19 protein-coding genes are annotated in these 16,351 nt (G+C 67.0%); 10 read left to right on the plus strand and 9 right to left on the minus strand.

Annotated elements, in window-relative coordinates; translation table 11 throughout:
• Nucleotide 1: 1 nt before the first annotated feature.
• Both ACP97_RS17980 and btuC read right to left on the minus strand, forming a co-directional pair.
• On the minus strand, nucleotides 2–1,207 hold the full coding sequence (locus ACP97_RS17980) for a heme ABC transporter ATP-binding protein (RefSeq protein WP_049999211.1): 1,206 nt from the start codon (nucleotides 1,205–1,207) through the stop codon (nucleotides 2–4).
• Complete coding sequence (gene btuC, locus ACP97_RS17985) at nucleotides 1,204–2,262, minus strand: vitamin B12 ABC transporter permease BtuC (RefSeq protein ID WP_049999212.1); 1,059 nt, start codon at nucleotides 2,260–2,262, stop codon at nucleotides 1,204–1,206. Before btuC ends, ACP97_RS17980 begins: the two co-directional genes overlap by 4 nt.
• A 57-nt stretch (nucleotides 2,263–2,319) precedes the next feature.
• Here btuC and ACP97_RS17990 point away from each other — a divergent pair, with 57 nt between their 5' ends.
• Genes ACP97_RS17990 through ACP97_RS18000 form a run of 3 tightly spaced genes read left to right on the plus strand, consistent with a single transcriptional unit; the run spans nucleotide 2,320 to nucleotide 4,100 of the window.
• Nucleotides 2,320–3,558 carry a PGF-CTERM-anchored ABC transporter substrate-binding protein gene (locus ACP97_RS17990; protein ID WP_237561234.1) on the plus strand — a complete coding sequence of 413 codons (1,239 nt, stop codon included), beginning with the start codon at nucleotides 2,320–2,322 and terminating at the stop codon, nucleotides 3,556–3,558.
• Between the two features lie 45 nt (nucleotides 3,559–3,603).
• On the plus strand, nucleotides 3,604–3,882 hold the full coding sequence (gene srp19, locus ACP97_RS17995) for a signal recognition particle subunit SRP19 (RefSeq protein WP_049999213.1): 279 nt from the start codon (nucleotides 3,604–3,606) through the stop codon (nucleotides 3,880–3,882).
• Nucleotides 3,879–4,100, plus strand: coding sequence for an H/ACA ribonucleoprotein complex subunit GAR1 (locus ACP97_RS18000; protein WP_049999214.1), 222 nt, complete (start codon nucleotides 3,879–3,881; stop codon nucleotides 4,098–4,100). Before srp19 ends, ACP97_RS18000 begins: the two co-directional genes overlap by 4 nt.
• A 7-nt stretch (nucleotides 4,101–4,107) precedes the next feature.
• Here ACP97_RS18000 and ACP97_RS18005 read toward each other — a convergent pair whose 3' ends face one another.
• Nucleotides 4,108–4,974 carry a YihY/virulence factor BrkB family protein gene (locus ACP97_RS18005; protein ID WP_049999215.1) on the minus strand — a complete coding sequence of 289 codons (867 nt, stop codon included), beginning with the start codon at nucleotides 4,972–4,974 and terminating at the stop codon, nucleotides 4,108–4,110.
• A gap of 93 nt (nucleotides 4,975–5,067) precedes the next feature.
• Between ACP97_RS18005 and ACP97_RS18010 the strand changes: the two genes are divergently transcribed.
• Nucleotides 5,068–6,090 carry a presenilin family intramembrane aspartyl protease PSH gene (locus tag ACP97_RS18010; RefSeq protein WP_049999216.1) on the plus strand — a complete coding sequence of 341 codons (1,023 nt, stop codon included), beginning with the start codon at nucleotides 5,068–5,070 and terminating at the stop codon, nucleotides 6,088–6,090.
• Between the two features lie 14 nt (nucleotides 6,091–6,104).
• Here the strand turns inward: ACP97_RS18010 and ACP97_RS18015 are convergent, their stop codons facing one another.
• The 5 genes from ACP97_RS18015 to ACP97_RS18035 all read right to left on the minus strand — a co-directional run bounded on the left by ACP97_RS18015 (nucleotide 6,105) and on the right by ACP97_RS18035 (nucleotide 10,164).
• Nucleotides 6,105–7,553, minus strand: a complete 1,449-nt coding sequence (locus ACP97_RS18015; protein ID WP_049999217.1) for an amidase — start codon at nucleotides 7,551–7,553, stop codon at nucleotides 6,105–6,107.
• Between the two features lie 54 nt (nucleotides 7,554–7,607).
• On the minus strand, nucleotides 7,608–8,618 hold the full coding sequence (locus ACP97_RS18020) for an ornithine cyclodeaminase family protein (protein WP_049999218.1): 1,011 nt from the start codon (nucleotides 8,616–8,618) through the stop codon (nucleotides 7,608–7,610).
• Between the two features lie 69 nt (nucleotides 8,619–8,687).
• Nucleotides 8,688–8,903, minus strand: a complete 216-nt coding sequence (locus ACP97_RS18025) for a hypothetical protein (protein ID WP_049999219.1) — start codon at nucleotides 8,901–8,903, stop codon at nucleotides 8,688–8,690.
• Nucleotides 8,904–9,132: 229 nt separating this feature from the next.
• Complete coding sequence (locus tag ACP97_RS18030; protein ID WP_049999220.1) at nucleotides 9,133–9,552, minus strand: DUF3054 domain-containing protein; 420 nt, start codon at nucleotides 9,550–9,552, stop codon at nucleotides 9,133–9,135.
• Nucleotides 9,553–9,591: 39 nt separating this feature from the next.
• Nucleotides 9,592–10,164 (minus strand): class I SAM-dependent methyltransferase, encoded by a 573-nt coding sequence (locus tag ACP97_RS18035; RefSeq protein ID WP_049999221.1) that lies wholly within the window; start codon nucleotides 10,162–10,164, stop codon nucleotides 9,592–9,594.
• Between the two features lie 73 nt (nucleotides 10,165–10,237).
• On the opposite strand from ACP97_RS18035, the gene ACP97_RS18040 reads away from it, so the two are divergent.
• The 4 genes from ACP97_RS18040 to ACP97_RS18055 all read left to right on the plus strand — a co-directional run bounded on the left by ACP97_RS18040 (nucleotide 10,238) and on the right by ACP97_RS18055 (nucleotide 13,593).
• Complete coding sequence (locus tag ACP97_RS18040) at nucleotides 10,238–10,792, plus strand: GNAT family N-acetyltransferase (protein ID WP_049999222.1); 555 nt, start codon at nucleotides 10,238–10,240, stop codon at nucleotides 10,790–10,792.
• A 76-nt stretch (nucleotides 10,793–10,868) separates the two neighbouring features.
• Nucleotides 10,869–11,846 carry a flap endonuclease-1 gene (gene fen, locus ACP97_RS18045; protein WP_049999223.1) on the plus strand — a complete coding sequence of 326 codons (978 nt, stop codon included), beginning with the start codon at nucleotides 10,869–10,871 and terminating at the stop codon, nucleotides 11,844–11,846.
• Between the two features lie 31 nt (nucleotides 11,847–11,877).
• On the plus strand, nucleotides 11,878–12,126 hold the full coding sequence (locus ACP97_RS18050; protein ID WP_049999224.1) for a BolA family protein: 249 nt from the start codon (nucleotides 11,878–11,880) through the stop codon (nucleotides 12,124–12,126).
• Between the two features lie 57 nt (nucleotides 12,127–12,183).
• Nucleotides 12,184–13,593 (plus strand): class II fumarate hydratase, encoded by a 1,410-nt coding sequence (locus ACP97_RS18055; protein WP_049999225.1) that lies wholly within the window; start codon nucleotides 12,184–12,186, stop codon nucleotides 13,591–13,593.
• Between the two features lies 1 nt (nucleotide 13,594).
• Here the strand turns inward: ACP97_RS18055 and ACP97_RS18060 are convergent, their stop codons facing one another.
• Nucleotides 13,595–14,227: a nitroreductase family protein gene (locus ACP97_RS18060; protein ID WP_049999226.1), complete on the minus strand. Its 633-nt coding sequence runs from the start codon at nucleotides 14,225–14,227 to the stop codon at nucleotides 13,595–13,597.
• 128 nt (nucleotides 14,228–14,355) lie between these two features.
• Here ACP97_RS18060 and ACP97_RS18065 point away from each other — a divergent pair, with 128 nt between their 5' ends.
• Both ACP97_RS18065 and ACP97_RS18070 read left to right on the plus strand, forming a co-directional pair.
• The gene (locus ACP97_RS18065) at nucleotides 14,356–14,826 is read left to right on the plus strand and encodes a PH domain-containing protein (protein ID WP_049999227.1); all 471 of its coding nucleotides are present in this window, start codon (nucleotides 14,356–14,358) and stop codon (nucleotides 14,824–14,826) included.
• Nucleotides 14,823–16,322 (plus strand): PH domain-containing protein, encoded by a 1,500-nt coding sequence (locus ACP97_RS18070; protein WP_049999228.1) that lies wholly within the window; start codon nucleotides 14,823–14,825, stop codon nucleotides 16,320–16,322. The genes ACP97_RS18065 and ACP97_RS18070 overlap by 4 nt, the downstream gene beginning before the upstream one ends.
• The last annotated feature ends 29 nt before the right edge of the window (nucleotides 16,323–16,351 follow it).

The following is a 16,351-nucleotide window of genomic DNA, read 5'->3' on the forward strand; positions in this document are numbered from 1 at the left end:
ATCAGTCGTCGGCCGGCGTCTCCAGTCGTCGCGGCTCGCCGTCGAGTCGCGCTTCGACGCCCGTGATCAACCCATCGGCGCTGACGACGCGCGTGCGCTCGAAATCCGGACCGAACTCGTCGGCGACCGCTTCGACGACGACCAACCGGGTGGCGCTCTCGGCGAGCGCGCGATTCGTCTCGTCCGTGCCGGCGAGCACGGTGCAGTCGGCCGCCCGTACCGATTCGGCGACTTCTCGGCGAGTAGCGGCGTCGACCGGCGCGAACGGCGCTGTCGAAACGGTCTCGACGCCATGTGCGCGGGCGGTGTCGAGTGCTGCATCACCGTCCGGCAGGACGCCCGCCGAGACCGAAAACCCGGCTTCGGCGAGCACCACGATGGCGTGGGCGGCGGTACGACCGGTGCCGAGCACGTGAACGCGCGCGTCGCGCTCCGGGGGACTGCTCGTGACCGTGACGTCGGGGGTGGCGGTGACGGGATGGGTCGTCACCACCGCTTCCGTCCCGAAGGCGCGCTTGACGCGCTCTTCGGCGAGCACCGATTCGGGCGTGCCGGCTGCGAGGAGTTCGCCGTCGGCGACGAGCGCGAGTCGGTCACAGAAGCGCGCGGCCAGCGAGAGGTCGTGAATCGCACAGAGCGCCGCCCGCCCCTCGGCGACGAACTCCCGAACGAGCGAGAGAATCCGTACCTGATGGTCGATGTCGAGGCTGGCGGTCGGTTCGTCGAGCAGGAGGGCGTCGGGATTCTGACAGAGTGCCCGCGCCACCACGACGCGCTGGCGCTCGCCGCCGCTGACCTCGTCGATGGTCCGGTCGGCGAAGCGCGCGACGTCGGTGCGTTCCATCGCGCGCTCGGTGTGGTCGCGGTCGATCTCCGAAACGCGCTCGAAGCGCGAGCGGTAGGGGGTCCGGCCCATCGCCACCACCTCGCGGACGGGGAAGGCAAACGAGAGGCTCGTCTCCTGTGGGACCGTCGCCACCCGGCGGGCGAGGGCGCGCGCTGAAAGGGTGGTCGTATCGTCGCCACCGACCGTGACGTGGCCCGCGGTCGGTTCGAGAACGCCGTTGATGGTGCCCAAGAGCGTGCTCTTGCCCGCACCGTTCGGCCCGACCAGCCCGACGAGTTCGCTCCGCTCGACGTCGAGAGTCACGTCGTCGAGCGCCTGCACGCCGCCGAAGTTCACGGAGAGGTCTTGTATAGAGATCACAGCGCGTGCACCTCCCGGCGGCGAAGCAGGTAGAGGAAGAAGGGCGCGCCGACCGCCGCCGTCACGATTCCCACGGGGAGTTCGGCGGGTCCCGACCGGGCGAGCGTGTCGGCGGCGACGAGGAAGACGCCGCCCGCGAGCGCGCTCGTCGGGAGCAGGATACGATGATCGGGACCGACGAGCAGGCGCATCACGTGGGGGACGACGAGTCCGACGAAGCCGATGACGCCCGAGACGGCGACGGCGGCGGCGGTCAGCACACTCGAGAGGGCCAACAGGATGCGCTTGCTGTGCTCGACCTCGATGCCGAGCGAGTGAGCCTCGTTCTCACCCAGTAGTAGGACGTTGAGGTCGCGCGCGTAGGCGGCGAGCACGGCGAACACGACCAGCGCGACCGGCAGCGTCGTGACGACGTCGCCCCAACTCGCGTTGTGGAGGTGGCCCATCAGCCAGAACGTCACCCGTTTGAGGCTCTCGCCGGCGTTGACGAGCAGATAGGAGATGACGGCCCCCAGAAACGTCTGGATCGCGACACCTGCAAGAAGGAGGGTTGCGACTGGCGTCTTCCCACTCTCGGTGGCGATGAGATACACCCCGAAGGCCGCGACGAGCGCGCCGGCGAAGGCCGCGCCCTGGAGACCGAGCGCGAACGGCACGGTAATCGGAAGGACGATCCACGCGACCGCGCCCGTGGCCGCCCCCGTCGAGACGCCGATGATGGAGGGGTCAGCCATCGGATTGCGGAAAAATCCCTGCATCACCGTCCCAGAAGCGCCGAGGGCAAAGCCGACGACCGCCGCGAGCGCGATGCGCGGCAGGCGGATCTCCATGACGATGGTACGTGCGGTCGCGGGAACCGTGAACGAAAGCGAGGGCAGGGCATCGAGAATCACCCGCGCCACGACCTCGTATCGGATGCCGACCGGCCCAAGCGTCGCGCTCCCGAGGACCGTCACGACGAGCGCGAGCGACAGGCCGGCCGACCACGCGAGCGTGCGCGAGCCGGTGGTTCTGGGGGCGTCCGTTCTCGTAACTGTGGACGCCTCGCTGTCCATGACACCAACTGCGATTGGGTTAGATAAATATTTATTGCATAGGGTCGCACGGCCGGTATGTTCACGAAGGCTGCGAGCGCGGCGATGGTACTGCTGGTCGTGGTCGCCGGCGTCGGGCCGGCTGCGGCGACGGCCGAGATGGGTTCCCAGCCCGCACAGACCGCGGACTGTTCGTTCCCGGTGACGGCGACCGACGCCACGGGAACCGAAGTGACCGTTGAGGACGAACCACAGAAGGTGGTCGCGCTCGGGGCGAGCACCGCACAGACGCTGTGGGACATCGGTGCGAAGGAGAAGGTCGTCGGGATACCGGTCAATCCCACCACGGCGTACCTGAACGGGTCGACCGAGCGGACGGACATCTATCAGGCCGACGAGTTCTCCGTGGCCACCGAGGAGGTCGTGGGTCTCGAACCCGACCTCGTGCTCGCACCGAGCGTCATCCCAAACGAGTCGGTCGCAGCGCTGCGCGATGCGGGACTCACAGTATATAAATTCGAGTTCGGCAATTCGCTGTCGGGTATCTACGAGAAGACCAATCAGACGGGTAAACTCGTCGGCGCGTGTGAGGGCGCGCGCGAGACGGTCGAAGCGACCAAGACACGTGTGAACGCCATCGAACAGGCCATCGAGGGCGAGGAGCGCCCCAGTGTGCTCTACGCACAGGGTGGCGGCTTCGTCGCCGGTAATGGCACGTTCATTCACGAGATCATCGAGGCCGCGGGCGGCGAGAATCTCGCGGCGGACGTCGGCATCGAGGGCTACGAGCGAATCAGCAACGAGACCGTCGCCGCGCAGGACCCCGACTGGATCATCGCCTCCGACGCCTCGCTCGTCCCCGCGGGCGAACCGTACGCGAGCACGACGGCACTGCGGGAGGATCAGGTTATCGCGCTCAACACGACGCTGCTCAGCCAGCCCGCACCCAGAGTCGTGATTCCGATGACCGAAATCGCCCGCAATCTCCATCCCGAAGCGATGCAGCGGGCGAATCTGAGCAACACGACCACCATTGAACAAGTTGTGGAGGACAACAGTAGCAACGCGAGCGCCACGAGCGCCGAAACCGGTACCGCAGTCGCAACCGACGGTGGGACGCCCGCTGACGAACCCACTGCCGACGAAACCGAACGCGACGAGAACACCGTCGATAACGCCGGCAGCGGGGCAACCGGCGAGACGACTGGCACCGCGACGGGCGGAACCGAGACGAGTTCGGGTAGCGGTCCCGGCTTCGGGGTCTGGGCGGCGGTCGTTGCACTCCTCGGCGCGGCGCTGCTCGCCCGGCGGACGTAGGGGCGTGTAGCAAGCGGTTTATCCGCCGGGCGGCGAACTCGAGATATGGTCGAGAACGTCATCTGGCCGGCCTACCTCGACGCCGAGTTGAGCCGCAACGAGGGCCGGCGCGTGCCCCGCACCGTCGCCGTCCCGGAGCCGACCGTCGACGAGATCGCGCGCGCGGCCGGACAGGTCGGCTACGATGTCGCCATCGAACGCGAGAAGACGTATCCGCGCGAGTATTCCCCACGGGGTCGGGTGCTCGTCAAGGACGCCGACGACGACGGCAAATCCGACCTCCTCCAGGCCATCGCGGCCTACGTCAGCGCGATCCGGGAATGAAACGCGCCGGCGAGGTCGTCGGCGTCGCACAGGGGATGGCCATCGTGCGCACGCCCGACGAGAGCCATCCCACCATCGGGACGCGACTGCTCGAACAGGACCTCTCGACCGCGGGGCAGGTGGTCGACGTGTTCGGTCCCGTCGAGCGGCCGTTTCTCGCCGTCGACACCACGAACGGCCCGGCGGCGCTGCTCGGCGCACGCCTGTACAGCGACTGATTCGTTCTCACCAGCGCCAGCGCCCGGAGTCGCCCGAAGAATCGAGTAGGTTCGGGGACTCGAGCGGTTCGCCGTCGGGGTCGAGATGGCCCGAGCGCCCGGCGAGGACGACGTTGACGACCGCGCCGAAGAGGAGGACCGAACAGCTGTAGTACAGCCAGATGAGCACGAGCAGGACCCCGCCGACGACGCCGTAGGCGGCGTACTGGCCGGCGTAGGCGACGTAGAACTGGAAGACGAACTCCGTGACCGTCCAGCCGAGTGCGGCGAGCACAGTACCGGGAACGACTTCGAGCAGCGAGAGGTCGACGTCGGGCACGAAGTAATACAGAGGGAGGAAGGCCACGAAGAGACCGACGACCAGTAGGGGCGCGCTGAAGCGCTCAACGGATGGAAAGAGCGGGACGAGTGCGAGCACGCCGCCGGTGAGCACGATCGCGCCGACCGCGAGACCAACTGCCGCGAGGACGATGACTGCGTCCCGGAGCTGTTTGGGCAACGATTTGGCTTCACGCACGCCGTAGACCGCGTCGAAAGCGATGTCGAGGCCGCGAAAGAGCTTGAGCGCACTCCAGAGCAGGGTGAGCAGCCCGAGCGCCGAGGCTCCCGTCTGGCCGGACGGGTCGGTGAGCACGTCGGCGAGCACCTCGCGCGCGCTGTCGGTGAGTACCGATTCGAGCAGGCTCGTGACCTGCTGGGCGAACGCCTCGCCGCCGACGACCGAGGCGGTGATGAACGCGAGGATAAAGAGTGGGATCAGCGAGAGGAAGGCGTAGAAGGCGAGGCTGCCCGCCATGAAGGTGAGGTGGTTTTCGGTCGTTTCGGCGACCATCGCCCGGAGGATGGCGACCGGTCGCGACGAGCGGAAACTCATAGAGGGGTTTCCCGAACGAGGGGACGCGAACGCCTAACTCTTCGCCTTCGTCGACAACGAAACCCCGAAGGCCGCGCCCCAAATTGAGGACGCATGCACCAGCGCACGCGGGTGGGCGCGGCCGGCGCGGCCACGGTCGTCGTCTTTCTTCTGGTCCAACTCGGCGCGGTCGCGCTCGCCGGTCCCTTCGAGAGCGCCGGCTATCGCGCCGTCGAGAATCCCTCGAACCCGGCCAACAGCATCGCCTACGTGGGCGCGATCCTCGTGGCGACCGCGGGGATGCTTGCGGTCATCAAGTTCGGCGTCGAGTGGCTCCTCCGCGGGTTCGTCATCCTCTCGAGTGGACTCATCTCGCTGTACGTCTTTTCGGTGCTCGCGCCTCCCGTTCTCATCACCGTCGGTGGCGTCGCTTTCAACCCACTGGCGGTCGGCCCGGCCGCGCTGCTCGCGCTCGCCCTACTGGTCTATCCCGAGTGGTACGTCATCGACGCCGCCGGCGTCGTCATGGGCGCTGGCGCGGCCGGGATTTTCGGCATCAGTTTCGGTCTCCTCCCCGCAATCGTCCTCCTCGCCGTGCTCGCCATCTACGACGCCATCTCCGTCTACGGCACCGAGCACATGCTCACGCTCGCCGACGGCGTGATGGATCTCAAATTGCCCGTGGTGCTGGTGATTCCGCTCACCCTCTCCTACTCGTTTCTCGACGATACGCCGGCGACCGAGGGAAGCGAGGCCGACGAACCGGTCGAAGCCGACGGCGGTAGTGGAGCGGGGGACAACGGCGAGACGAGCACCGACCGACCCGACGCCGCCGAGCGGGACGTCTTCTTCGTCGGACTGGGTGACGCGGTGATGCCGGCCGTGTTGGTCGCGAGCGCCGCCGTCTTCGCACCCGCTGACTCCCTCGTTCAGGGATTCGCGCTCTCGTTGCCGGCGCTCACGGCGATGATCGGCACCGTCTGCGGTCTCGTTGTCCTCCTGTGGCTCGTCATGAAGGGTCGCGCCCACGCCGGTCTTCCACTGCTCAATGGTGGCGCAATCGGTGGCTATCTCCTCGGCGCGCTCGCCTCGGGGATTTCGTTGGTGAACGCGCTCGGACTCGGGCCGTATCTTTGAATCGGCTCCTCAGCCTACTCGCCCGGCGGGTAGGCGTCCTGCCACGGACGGACGCGTTCGAGCGCCGCGCTCGCGGCGAGCACCGTCTCCTCGGCGTGTCGGCGACCGACGATCTGGAGTCCGACTGGCAGCCCATCGACGAATCCTGCGGGTATCGACGCGACCGGATGGCCGGTGAGATTGAACGGCCACGTGAGACACCAATCCACTACTGGATTGGCGACCGATTCGCCGTCGATCTCTGCGGGCCCATCCCGACCGTGCGCGAACGGCGGGACTGCGGCGGTCGCGCTCACGAGCAGGTCGTGATCGGCGAAAACCGACTCGACGGCGTCGTAGAAGGCGGTTCGTGGACGGTCGGCCCGTTTGTAGCCGAGCGCATCGGAGTCCTCGCCGATAGAGACCAAGGTCGCCGTCGAGGACATGAGTTTCTCGCGATCGCCCTCGTCGATTTTCCCGTCGGCTTCGAGACCGTCGACTAGCGCGGCGAACAGGACAGTAGTTTGTTGGGTGAACGCATATCGGAGATCCGATAGGGAACCCTCGTAGGGTGGATCAGTCTGTTCGACAGTTTCAACGACACCCACGAGGTCCTCGGTCGCGTCGTCGAGCACATCGCGGACGCGCTCGGCGACGTCGAACAGCCCGAGGTCGGGGCTGTACGCCACACTCAGTTCGTCGGTCGACCGCTCCGTGGCCGCGCGGTAGCTGGTGTCGGATGCGGGCAGGCTGTGCGGGTCGCTCGGGTGCGGACCGGAAAAGACGTCGAGCGCGAGCGCGGCGTCCTCGACCGTGCGCGCGAGCGGGCCGGTGCTCGAAAACGGTGTCGCCATGCCGAACGCATCCGGACGAAGGGCGTTCGGTACCCGCCCGAAGGATGGTTTGATGCCGTAGACGCCACAGCAGGCGGCCGGAATCCGAATCGAACCGCCAGTATCGGAGCCCTGTGCGAACGCCGCCAGCCCGTCGGCGACCGCCGCCGCGCTCCCGCCCGACGAACCCCCTGAGGTTCGCTCGGGGTCGAACGGTGTCCCCGTCCGTCCATGCAGCGGGTTCTCGGTGACGAGTTTGTGCCCGAACTCAGGAGCGTTGGTCGTTCCGAGGACGATCGCGCCGGCCGCTTCGAGCCGTTCAGTGGCGACCGCACTTTCTTCGGGAATGAACTCGCCGACGGCCGCCGATCCCATCGTCGCCGGGACGCCAGCCTTGAACCCGAACAGATCCTTGAGCGCGACCGGTACGCCCGCGAGCGGGCCGGGATCCTCGCCACGGTCTATCGCCGCTTCGATCTCCCGTGCGCGCTCGCGTGCGTCCTTTTCGATGACCGTAACGTAGGCGTTCGTCAGGTCGTTGCGCGCGGCGATGCGCTCCAGATAGGCATCCACGACGGTGACCGGCGACCGTTCCCCATCTCGAATCTCCCCTGCGAGCCTTGCCGCCGACGCGAACGGAATCTCGGCCATATCGATTCCTCTCGTGCGGGTGTGTTGGCTCTTTCCCCGCGAATCGACGGGTGTTCACTCCCCGGTGAGCGCCTCGCTCGCGGGCGCGAACTCGATTTCGGTCCCCAAATTCTGCTTGCGCGCCTTCTCGTAGAGCATGTGGGCGGCGGCGACGGTCTCGATGCCGGTTCCTCCCGAGTCGAAGACCGTGATTTCGTCGTCCGATTCGCGGCCCGCTACCTCGCCCGCAACGACATTCCCGAGTTCGCCGTGGATGTCGTCTTCGCTCACGACACCCTCCTCGACGGCGTTGATGAACGAGCCGGCGTCGTCCATGACGCGCTCGCGCAGGTCGGGGACGTACGTCGCGCGCTCGATGGTTCTCGCGTCGAGTTCGTGCTTTTCGGGATGGTACTGGCCCATCGCGGTCACGTGGGTACCGTCTTCGAGCACCTCGCCGTCGAAGACTGGTTCGGAGCTATTCGTGGCGGTGATGACCACGTCCGCACCCTCGACGGCGGCGGCGCTCGAAGCGACGGCCGCGACGCCCGCATCGAGGGTCTTGTTCATCGACGCGGCGAAGCTCTCGCGGTGCTCGGCGGTCGGCGAGTAGATGCTGACGGTCTCGAACTCCCGCACCGTCGCCGCAGCCCGAAGCTGGCCCCGTGCCTGCGCGCCGCTGCCGATGACTGCGAGCGTCGCCGCGTCCTCGCGTGCGAGTGCATCGACGCCGACCGCACCCGTCGCACCCGTCTTGAAGGGGTTCAGGCTCGCGCCGTCGAGCAGCGCGAGCGGCCGTCCGGACTGCGAATCGAACAGCGGGAGTATGAAGTGGGCGTCTTCGGCACCGAAACCCGCTGCATACGTGTACCCGCCCATCGCGCCCGTCTCGGGGAGGATGGCGCTGTAGCCCGTGAGCATTCCTGGAGGGTTCTCGTTCGTGAGCTTCGTTCGCGGGGCCGCGGGTGCGCCCTGCCCGCGCTGGCGATAGCCCTCACGGACCGCCTCGATGTACTCTTCGGGGGTTGCGAGTCCGGCACACTCCGCACTCGTCAGAAACAGCGTTCCGTCGGTGGCATCGGCCATACTCGAAGAAGGTGGGGCGAGCGCTTATGACTGGTGGCTCGCGGGAGAAGAGAAACGGGAGTGAGGCAATCAGTCGGCGGAGTTGAATTTCTGGGGTTCGGGACACGGCGCGGGCGTCGCGCCGGGCGACCTGACGAACATGCCGTGACCGATGAGCGCGACCGCGACCGCGGCCGCGAACGGGACGGCGAGAGTAAGCGAGACGCCGAGCACGGCGAGAACGGTGGTGATGCCGCCCAGGGCGAGCGGGATGAGACCGAGCACGAGATCGTAGTAGTGAGCCATTATACACCATTGTATGGGAGTGCTACTGATAAGTGTTTCCCATAGGTGGGGTGTGGGCGAGGGATATCGACGCGACTATTCACTGAATGCTTATCTATAAGTTATGGATGGGCAACTACGCCTACGGACGCTCTACACCCAAAAATACCGATAGAACGGTCACGATATCGGACAGCGATCGCGTCGGAACGCACGACCGTTGGGAGCGCACGTCCCGTTCGAGCGCCTCTCAGGCGCGCCCGAGATAGCCGACGGCCGCGCGCCACGGCACGAGCAGGGCGAGACCGACGCCGAGCGAGACGAGCATGAACGTCACCGCGAAGTCACCGTGAAAGATGGCAGTGGCGCGCAGCGCCTGTCCGACGAGCACCGCGCCGACCCACGCGAGCGCGGTCCGGGTGACGGCGTTTCGGAGCGACCGATAGATCTCCGGTGCGTACACGCCGGCGGGCACGGACGCGACCGCCCAGCCGATGAGAAACGGGAGTGCGGTGCCGACGACCCGCCCCGGTTGGGCGAGGAGATCGTAGCCGTGCTGGAGTTCGCCGAGGGCGACGAAGAGGACTATCAGCGCCACGTCACCGAGGGCGACGGCGAGCGTCCGCGGCGAGGCGTCGACGTGCGTCCGGAGCGAAGCGACGGCACTCATGGCCTCCCATCGGTACGCGAGCGGTATGTACGAATCGTTTCAGCGCTTGACGCCCGCGACGGTGAAGCCAAAGCCGCGGGCCGGAATCGCCGCATCTAATCCGGTGCGCTCGACCGCTCCGGCGAGTTCCTCTGGGGTGAAAAACTCTGAATCGAACCCCACGAGATGCTCGCCGGCGGCCAGCGCCTGCCCGCGCACGGTCGCACGGTCGAACTCCCGGCAGACGAACACGCCGCCCGGGCGAAGGACCCGCTCGGCCTCGGCGAGCGCCCCCGCTTGGTCGGCGACGTGATGGAGCGCATCGACGACGACGACCGCGTCCACGCTATCGTCGGCGACCGGCAGCGCCGCACCGTCGCCGCGAACACAGTCGAGTCCGACCCGTCGTGCCTCGGCAAGCATCCCCGCCGCGGCGTCGATGACCACCCGTTCGGGACTGTCGAGAACCCGCGCCGCGCGTCCCGTGCCGCCGCCGACGTCGAGAACCCGTTCGATATCGCGGTCGGCGAGGGCGAGTCCCGCCCGGAGCGCGCGCTCGTTGGTCGCGGGCGAGAACCGCTCGTAGTAGCGCGCGAACCGCTCGAAGAGCGCGACGTCCCCCGGCGCGTGCATGAGCGCTCTCGTGGCGGGCAGGATTTAAATCGTCCGGCGCAGCGCCTATGCCGATTCGCCGTCGACGAGTGGTATGGAGTACGCGCTCGATGGCTGGCCGGCTGACGAGCCGACTCTGCGCCTCGACTATCACGACTTCGCCTACGCCGGGAAGTTCGTAATGTCCTCGACCGGCAAGGCCGTCGTCCGCGACCCGCGTGAAGCGACCGACGGCGAGTGGGACGACGAGATCGTCGCGGCGCTGGCGTTCAACGCGGACCGCACCGACCCCGATACCCTCTGGTTTCGCTACATCACCGTGCGCGCCGACCGCCGCGGCGAGGCTCTCGGTCCGCGCCTCGCGATGTTCACGTCCGAAAAAGCGCTCGCCCGTGGCTACGAACGCCTCCGCATCGCCGTCAACAATCCCTTCGCCTACGAAGCCCTCTACAAGGCTGGATTCGGCTACACGGGCCGAGAGACCGGTCTCGCCGAACTCGTCCTCGAACGCCCCGACGAGCGCTCACGGGCGGCCTATCAGGCGGGTCTCGACATCTATCGCGAGCGCGATCTCACCGACGGCGAGAACGAGTTCTTGGAGATGCGAAGCGACGTCGACCCGCCATCGGTGCTCGCTGCGCCGGAATGATCGTTTATTCTTGATCGAGGACGACCAACCATGCGTAGTCGGGGGATTCAAGCGCCATTCCCGCTTACGGAGAGCAATGGGAAACGCAGACCTCCGCCAGCTCGCGGCCATCGAGCCGATCGAGTTTTCCGAACTCGCCGGCGCGACGGTGGCCATCGACGCGCACAACTGGCTCTATCGGTATCTCACGACCACAGTCAAGTGGACCAGCGATGCAGTCTATACGACCGCCGCGGGTAAGGAGGTCGCCAACCTCATCGGCGTCGTGCAGGGCCTGCCGAAGTTCTTCGAACACGATATCGTACCCATAATGGTCTTCGACGGCGGCGTCACCGACCTGAAGACCGACGAGGTCGAGCGCCGGCGCGAACAGAAGGAGAAAGCAGAGGAACGGGCCGCCGAGGCACGGGCGGCGGGCGACGCCATCGAGGCTGCTCGGCTCGAATCGCGCACCCAGCGCCTGACCGGCACGATTCACGAGACGACGCGCGAACTGCTCGACCTCCTCGACGTCCCGGTGGTGGAAGCGCCCGCCGAGGGCGAGGCGCAGGCCGCCCACATGGCCCGCTCCAATACTGTGGACTACGCCGGCAGCGAGGACTACGATACCCTGTTGTTCGGCGCACCGCACACGCTTCGGGACCTCACGAGCAAGGGCGACCCCGAGTGCATGGATTTCGAGGCGACCCTCGACGAACACGGTCTCACGTGGGAGCAACTCGTCGACGTGGGCATCCTCTGCGGGACGGACTTCAACGACGGCGTGTCGGGCATCGGGCCGAAGACGGCGGTCAAATCGATCGGCGAGCACGGCGACCTCTGGGCGGCGCTCGAAGCCGAGGACGCCTACATCGAGAACGCCGACCTCGTCCGCGAGCTGTTTTTGAACCCGGACGTCACCGACGCCGATTTCGATCCCGAGATCGAGCCGGATCTCGACGCCGCCCGCGCGTACGTCACCGATGAGTGGGAGATTCCCGAAGGCGAGGTCGAGCGCGGGTTCGAGCGCATCGAGGACGCGACCGTGCAGTCGGGTCTCGACCGCTGGACGTGAGGGTTTTACCGCCGGCCCGTCCCCATCGAGTATGGACACCGCAGACGTCGAACGACTCATCGAATCCGGCATCGAGGACGCGGAGGCGACCGTCACCCAGCCGCGCGGCGAGGACGACGACCATCTCGCCGCCGTGGTCGTCGCCCCGGCCTTCGAGGACGAGACCATCGTGAACCAGCACCAACTGGTGTACGACGCCCTCGGCGAGCACATGACGACGGACATCCACGCGCTCGAACTCAAAACGTATACGCCCGACGAATACACCACCCGAGAGTAAGCGAGAACGCCGCCGGTTCCCGTGGGTTTTATCCACCCCCACCCGAACCGGGCGTGCATGAGCGACGATTACCGAACCGAATCCGATAGTCTCGGCGAGATGGAGGTCCCGGCGGAGGCTTACTGGGGCGCACAGACCCAGCGCGCCGTCGAGAACTTCCCCATCTCGGGGATCACCTTCGACCGGCGGTTCATCCGCGCGCTCGGCACCGTCAAGAAGGCCGCCGCACGAGCCAACCGCGACCTCGACCTCATCGAGGAGGCGACCGCCGACGCCATCATCGACGCCGCAGAGGAGGTCATCAACGGCGAACACGACGACCAGTTCCCCGTCGACGTCTTTCAAACCGGGTCGGGCACCTCGACGAACATGAACGCCAACGAGGTCATCGCCAACCGCGCGAGCGAGATTCGGGGTGGCGAGGTCGGTTCCGATACTGTCCACCCGAACGACGACGTGAACTTCGGCCAGTCCTCGAACGACGTGATTCCGACCGCGATGCACGTCGCCACGCTCGAAGCGATCCAGCGCGACCTCGTGCCCGCGCTCGAAACCCTGCGGGCGGCGCTGGGCGAGAAGGAAGCCGAGTTCGACACGGTGGTGAAGACGGGTCGGACCCATCTCCAGGACGCGACGCCCGTGCGACTCGGCCAGGAGTTCGGCGGCTACCGCACCCAGATCGACAAGGGCATTTCGCGGGTGAGTCGAACCACTCGCAACCTCTCGGAACTCGCCCTCGGTGGCACGGCGGTGGGCACGGGATTGAACACCCATCCGGAGTTCCCCGAACTCGCCGCCGAGTACATCTCCAGCGAAACTGGATTACCATTCGAGGAGGCGACCGACCACTTCGAGGCCCAGGCCGCCCACGACGCGATGGCCGAGGCCCACGGCGCGCTCCGTACGGTGTCAGGGTCGATGCACAAGATCGCCAACGACCTCCGATTGCTCGCGTCGGGCCCCAGAAACGGCATCGGCGAGATCGACCAACCCGAAAACCAGCCGGGGTCGTCGATCATGCCGGGCAAGATCAACCCCGTCGTCGCCGAGGCCGTGAATCAAGTCCACGTCCAGGTCGTCGGCAATGACGCCGCCGTCGCGACCGGCGCGGAGAACGGCCAGATCGATCTCAATCTTTACAAGCCGGTCATCGCCCACAACACGCTCCAATCGATCGAGCTGCTCACGAACGCGAGCGAGGCGTTCGCCGAGAAGTTCGTCGACAACCTCGAAGCCAACCGCGAGCGCTGCGAGGACCAGGTCGAACGGAGCATGGCGCTCGCCACCGCCTTGAACGCTCACATCGGCTACGACGATGCGAGCACGATCGCCAAGGACGCCCTGAAGCAGGACAAGACGGTCCGCGAGATCGTCGTCGAGGAGGGCTATCTCGACGAGGGCGAAGCCGACGATGTCCTCGACGCGCGCGCGATGACCGAACGCGGGATTCCGGGCCGCGAGGAGTAGCTCAGTTCGGCGTGAACTCGCCGGCGAAGACGATTTTGTTCAGTTCCTTTCGCTGATTCGGCTGTTCGTCGTCGGGTGCGTCGTCCTCATCGTGAACCCCGATGGCCGCCATCGCCTCGACGTCGTACTCGTCGGTGAGGGCGAACAGTTCGCGCGCACCGTCGTAGTCGAATCCCTGCATGCCGTGAACGACGAGTCCGCGGCGCGCCCCTTCGAGTGCGAGGTTTTCGAAGGCCGCGCCGGTGTCGAACGAGTGGGTCGGTGCAGGCTCGTCGTTGTGGTCGAAGGTCGTCTTCGAGAGCACGACCACGAGCGCCGCGGCGTCGCTCGCCCACTCGCGATTGCCCTCGGCGAGCAGGTCTTCGAAATCGTCCCACTGGTCGTGGTCGGGCGTGGCGTAGACGAACCGCCAGTGTTGATTGTTGTAGGAGGATGGCGCCCAGCGGGCGGCCTCGAACAGCGAGAGCAGTTCGTCTTCGTCCAGTTGTGCGCCGGTCATCGTCCGTGGCGACCAGCGGTTGACGAACAGCGGATCGATGTCGTGGTTCGGGTCGCGGTGTTCGTCGACTTCGGTCCGGAGACCGTCGCTCGTCGAGCCATCGCCGGCGGTGGTGGGGTCGCTCGTTCGGTCCATTGTATCGGCCGAGTGTAGCCGTCTCGGACGGACAAACCCACCGATGTCGATCCGTAACTTGAGGGACGGAGTCGAGGTGCCGGCGCGGAGGCCGGCGGTTTATGTGGGGTGCGGTCGGTGTTCGACGCATGGAACGGCTCGATGGGCGGGTCAGACTCGTCTGGCTCGTGAGTGCACTCGTCGCCGCGCTCGTCGCCGGCGCGCTCGCGGGCGCGGCCGACCGCTTCGTGCTCGAAATCGGTCTCTGGGTCGCCCCAGTAGTATTCGTCGTCCTCGCCGCTCTCGGCGCGGGCTACGAACTCGCGCGCTATCGCGTCTGGCGCTTCGCCCTCGAAGACGACGCCGTCGTGCTCGAACGCGGCGTCCTCACCCGCGTGACCTCCGTCGTCCCATTTGTACGAGTCCAACACGTCGACACCCAGCGCGGGCCGATCGAGCGCCTCGTCGGACTGTCGAGCGTCGTGGTCTACACCGCCGGCTCGCGCGGCGCTGACGTGACGATTCCCGGCCTGACGCCCGAGCGTGCCGACGCCATCCGACAGGACCTTCGCCGACTCGCCATCGAGAGCGAACCGGGCGACCCGGAGGACGCGGTGTGAAGCTCCATCCCCTCTCGCTTGCCCTTCGGGCGCTGCCTCGGGGCGTGCAGATCGGTTCGTTCGGCTTCTTCGTCGTCTCCATCGCTTCCTCGCTGGTCTCGATACCGGGCTTTTTCCCCGTGCTCGTCGCGGCGACCGTCGGTGGCTTTCTCGTGGGTGTGGGCTACGAGACGCTCTACTACCGCCGCTTCGCGTACGACCTCACGACGGACACGCTCGACATCGGCTCGGGTGTGTTCTCGCGGCGCGAGCGCGAGATCCCCATCAGACGGATTCAGAACGTCGACATTTCACGGGGTATCATCCAGCGCGCACTCGCCATCGCGGCCGTTGGTATCGAGACCGCCGGCGGCGGCGAGACCGAGGCCAGCCTCCGCTACGTGAGCTACGAGGAGGCAAAGCGCCTGCAGCGGGGCATCCAGCGGCGCAAACGCGGTGAAACGGACGAACCGGCCACCGGCGAACGCGACGAACAGGCCGAACTTCTGTTCGAACTCACGCCACGAAATCTCGTGATTCTGGGGCTGGTCGCGCCGGACCTCCGTGCACTCCTGCCGGTGCTTTTCTTCGCCGTTCCCACCCTCGGCATCTCGATTCCCGACCTGCTCGCCGAGAGCGGTGCGGTCAGCGTCGGGCCGCAGGGCGCGGCGCTCGCGCTCGTCTCGTGGGCCGCCACCGCCGCCGTGACCGCCGCGCGCTACTACGACTTCCGGCTGACTCGCTCCGGGGACGAACTCCGCTACGAACGGGGCCTGCTCTCGCGCTACGACGGCTCGATTCCGCTCGACAAGGTCCAACAGATAGACATCCGGGAGAACGTCCTGATGCGCCGGCTCGGCTACGGCTCGCTCGCCGTCGAGACCGCCGGCTACACGCCCGGCGAGGGACCGTCTGGCGGTTCGGAGGCCGCGATTCCGCTGGCCGAGCGCGGGCGTGTGCTCGCGTTCGCGCGCTCGCTCGACGGGTTCGACTTCGGCGAGCCGGAGTTTTCGCGCCCGCCCCGCAGAGCGCGCCGGCGCTACGCCGTCCGCTACGCGCTCGCTATCGCGTTCATCGGGGCTATGCTGTTCGCCGCGAACGCCACCATCGGGATACCGTTACTCCGATTCTGGTATCTTCCGCTCGCCGGACTCCTGTTCGTGCCGTTCGCCGCCCACTACAAGTGGCGCAATCGTGGCTACGCGGCGGGAGCCGAACACGTCCTGACGCGCAACGGATTCTGGCGGCGATCCACCGCCGTCGTGCCCGCCTATCGCGTCCAGACGGTGATCCAAACCGCGACGCCGTTCCAGCGCTGGCGCGACCTCGCCACGGTGGCCATCGACACCGCCGGCTCGCTGTCGGTGACCGATCGGGGCGCACGCGCGGTCGATTTCGACGCGAGCGAGGCGACCGACCTCCGCGAGACGGTGCGACGGCGGCTCGGCGAAAATCTCGCCGTGCGCCGTGGCGCGGGCGAATCGACCAGCGTGCGAGCAGACGCCAGCGACGAGTAACCTCCGACGAGCGACGACTGGACGGACTT

It is taken from the genome of Halococcus sediminicola, from assembly GCF_000755245.1.
Classification (GTDB): Archaea; Halobacteriota; Halobacteria; order Halobacteriales; family Halococcaceae; genus Halococcus; species Halococcus sediminicola.

Bases quoted from the DNA above. Each gene is read 5' to 3' on its own strand.
- btuC (WP_049999212.1), bottom strand. From the start codon at position 2,262: ATGGACAGCGAGGCGTCCACAGTTACGAGAACGGACGCCCCCAGAACC.
- ACP97_RS18055 (WP_049999225.1), top strand. From the start codon at position 12,184: ATGAGCGACGATTACCGAACCGAATCCGATAGTCTCGGCGAGATGGAG.
- ACP97_RS18005 (WP_049999215.1), bottom strand. From the start codon at position 4,974: ATGAGTTTCCGCTCGTCGCGACCGGTCGCCATCCTCCGGGCGATGGTC.
- fen (WP_049999223.1), top strand. From the start codon at position 10,869: ATGGGAAACGCAGACCTCCGCCAGCTCGCGGCCATCGAGCCGATCGAG.
- ACP97_RS17990 (WP_237561234.1), top strand. From the start codon at position 2,320: ATGTTCACGAAGGCTGCGAGCGCGGCGATGGTACTGCTGGTCGTGGTC.
- ACP97_RS18000 (WP_049999214.1), top strand. From the start codon at position 3,879: ATGAAACGCGCCGGCGAGGTCGTCGGCGTCGCACAGGGGATGGCCATC.
- srp19 (WP_049999213.1), top strand. From the start codon at position 3,604: ATGGTCGAGAACGTCATCTGGCCGGCCTACCTCGACGCCGAGTTGAGC.
- ACP97_RS18050 (WP_049999224.1), top strand. From the start codon at position 11,878: ATGGACACCGCAGACGTCGAACGACTCATCGAATCCGGCATCGAGGAC.
- ACP97_RS18030 (WP_049999220.1), bottom strand. From the start codon at position 9,552: ATGAGTGCCGTCGCTTCGCTCCGGACGCACGTCGACGCCTCGCCGCGG.
- ACP97_RS18060 (WP_049999226.1), bottom strand. From the start codon at position 14,227: ATGGACCGAACGAGCGACCCCACCACCGCCGGCGATGGCTCGACGAGC.
- ACP97_RS18065 (WP_049999227.1), top strand. From the start codon at position 14,356: ATGGAACGGCTCGATGGGCGGGTCAGACTCGTCTGGCTCGTGAGTGCA.
- ACP97_RS18015 (WP_049999217.1), bottom strand. From the start codon at position 7,553: ATGGCCGAGATTCCGTTCGCGTCGGCGGCAAGGCTCGCAGGGGAGATT.
- ACP97_RS18010 (WP_049999216.1), top strand. From the start codon at position 5,068: ATGCACCAGCGCACGCGGGTGGGCGCGGCCGGCGCGGCCACGGTCGTC.
- ACP97_RS18020 (WP_049999218.1), bottom strand. From the start codon at position 8,618: ATGGCCGATGCCACCGACGGAACGCTGTTTCTGACGAGTGCGGAGTGT.
- ACP97_RS18035 (WP_049999221.1), bottom strand. From the start codon at position 10,164: ATGCACGCGCCGGGGGACGTCGCGCTCTTCGAGCGGTTCGCGCGCTAC.
- ACP97_RS18025 (WP_049999219.1), bottom strand. From the start codon at position 8,903: ATGGCTCACTACTACGATCTCGTGCTCGGTCTCATCCCGCTCGCCCTG.
- ACP97_RS18040 (WP_049999222.1), top strand. From the start codon at position 10,238: ATGGAGTACGCGCTCGATGGCTGGCCGGCTGACGAGCCGACTCTGCGC.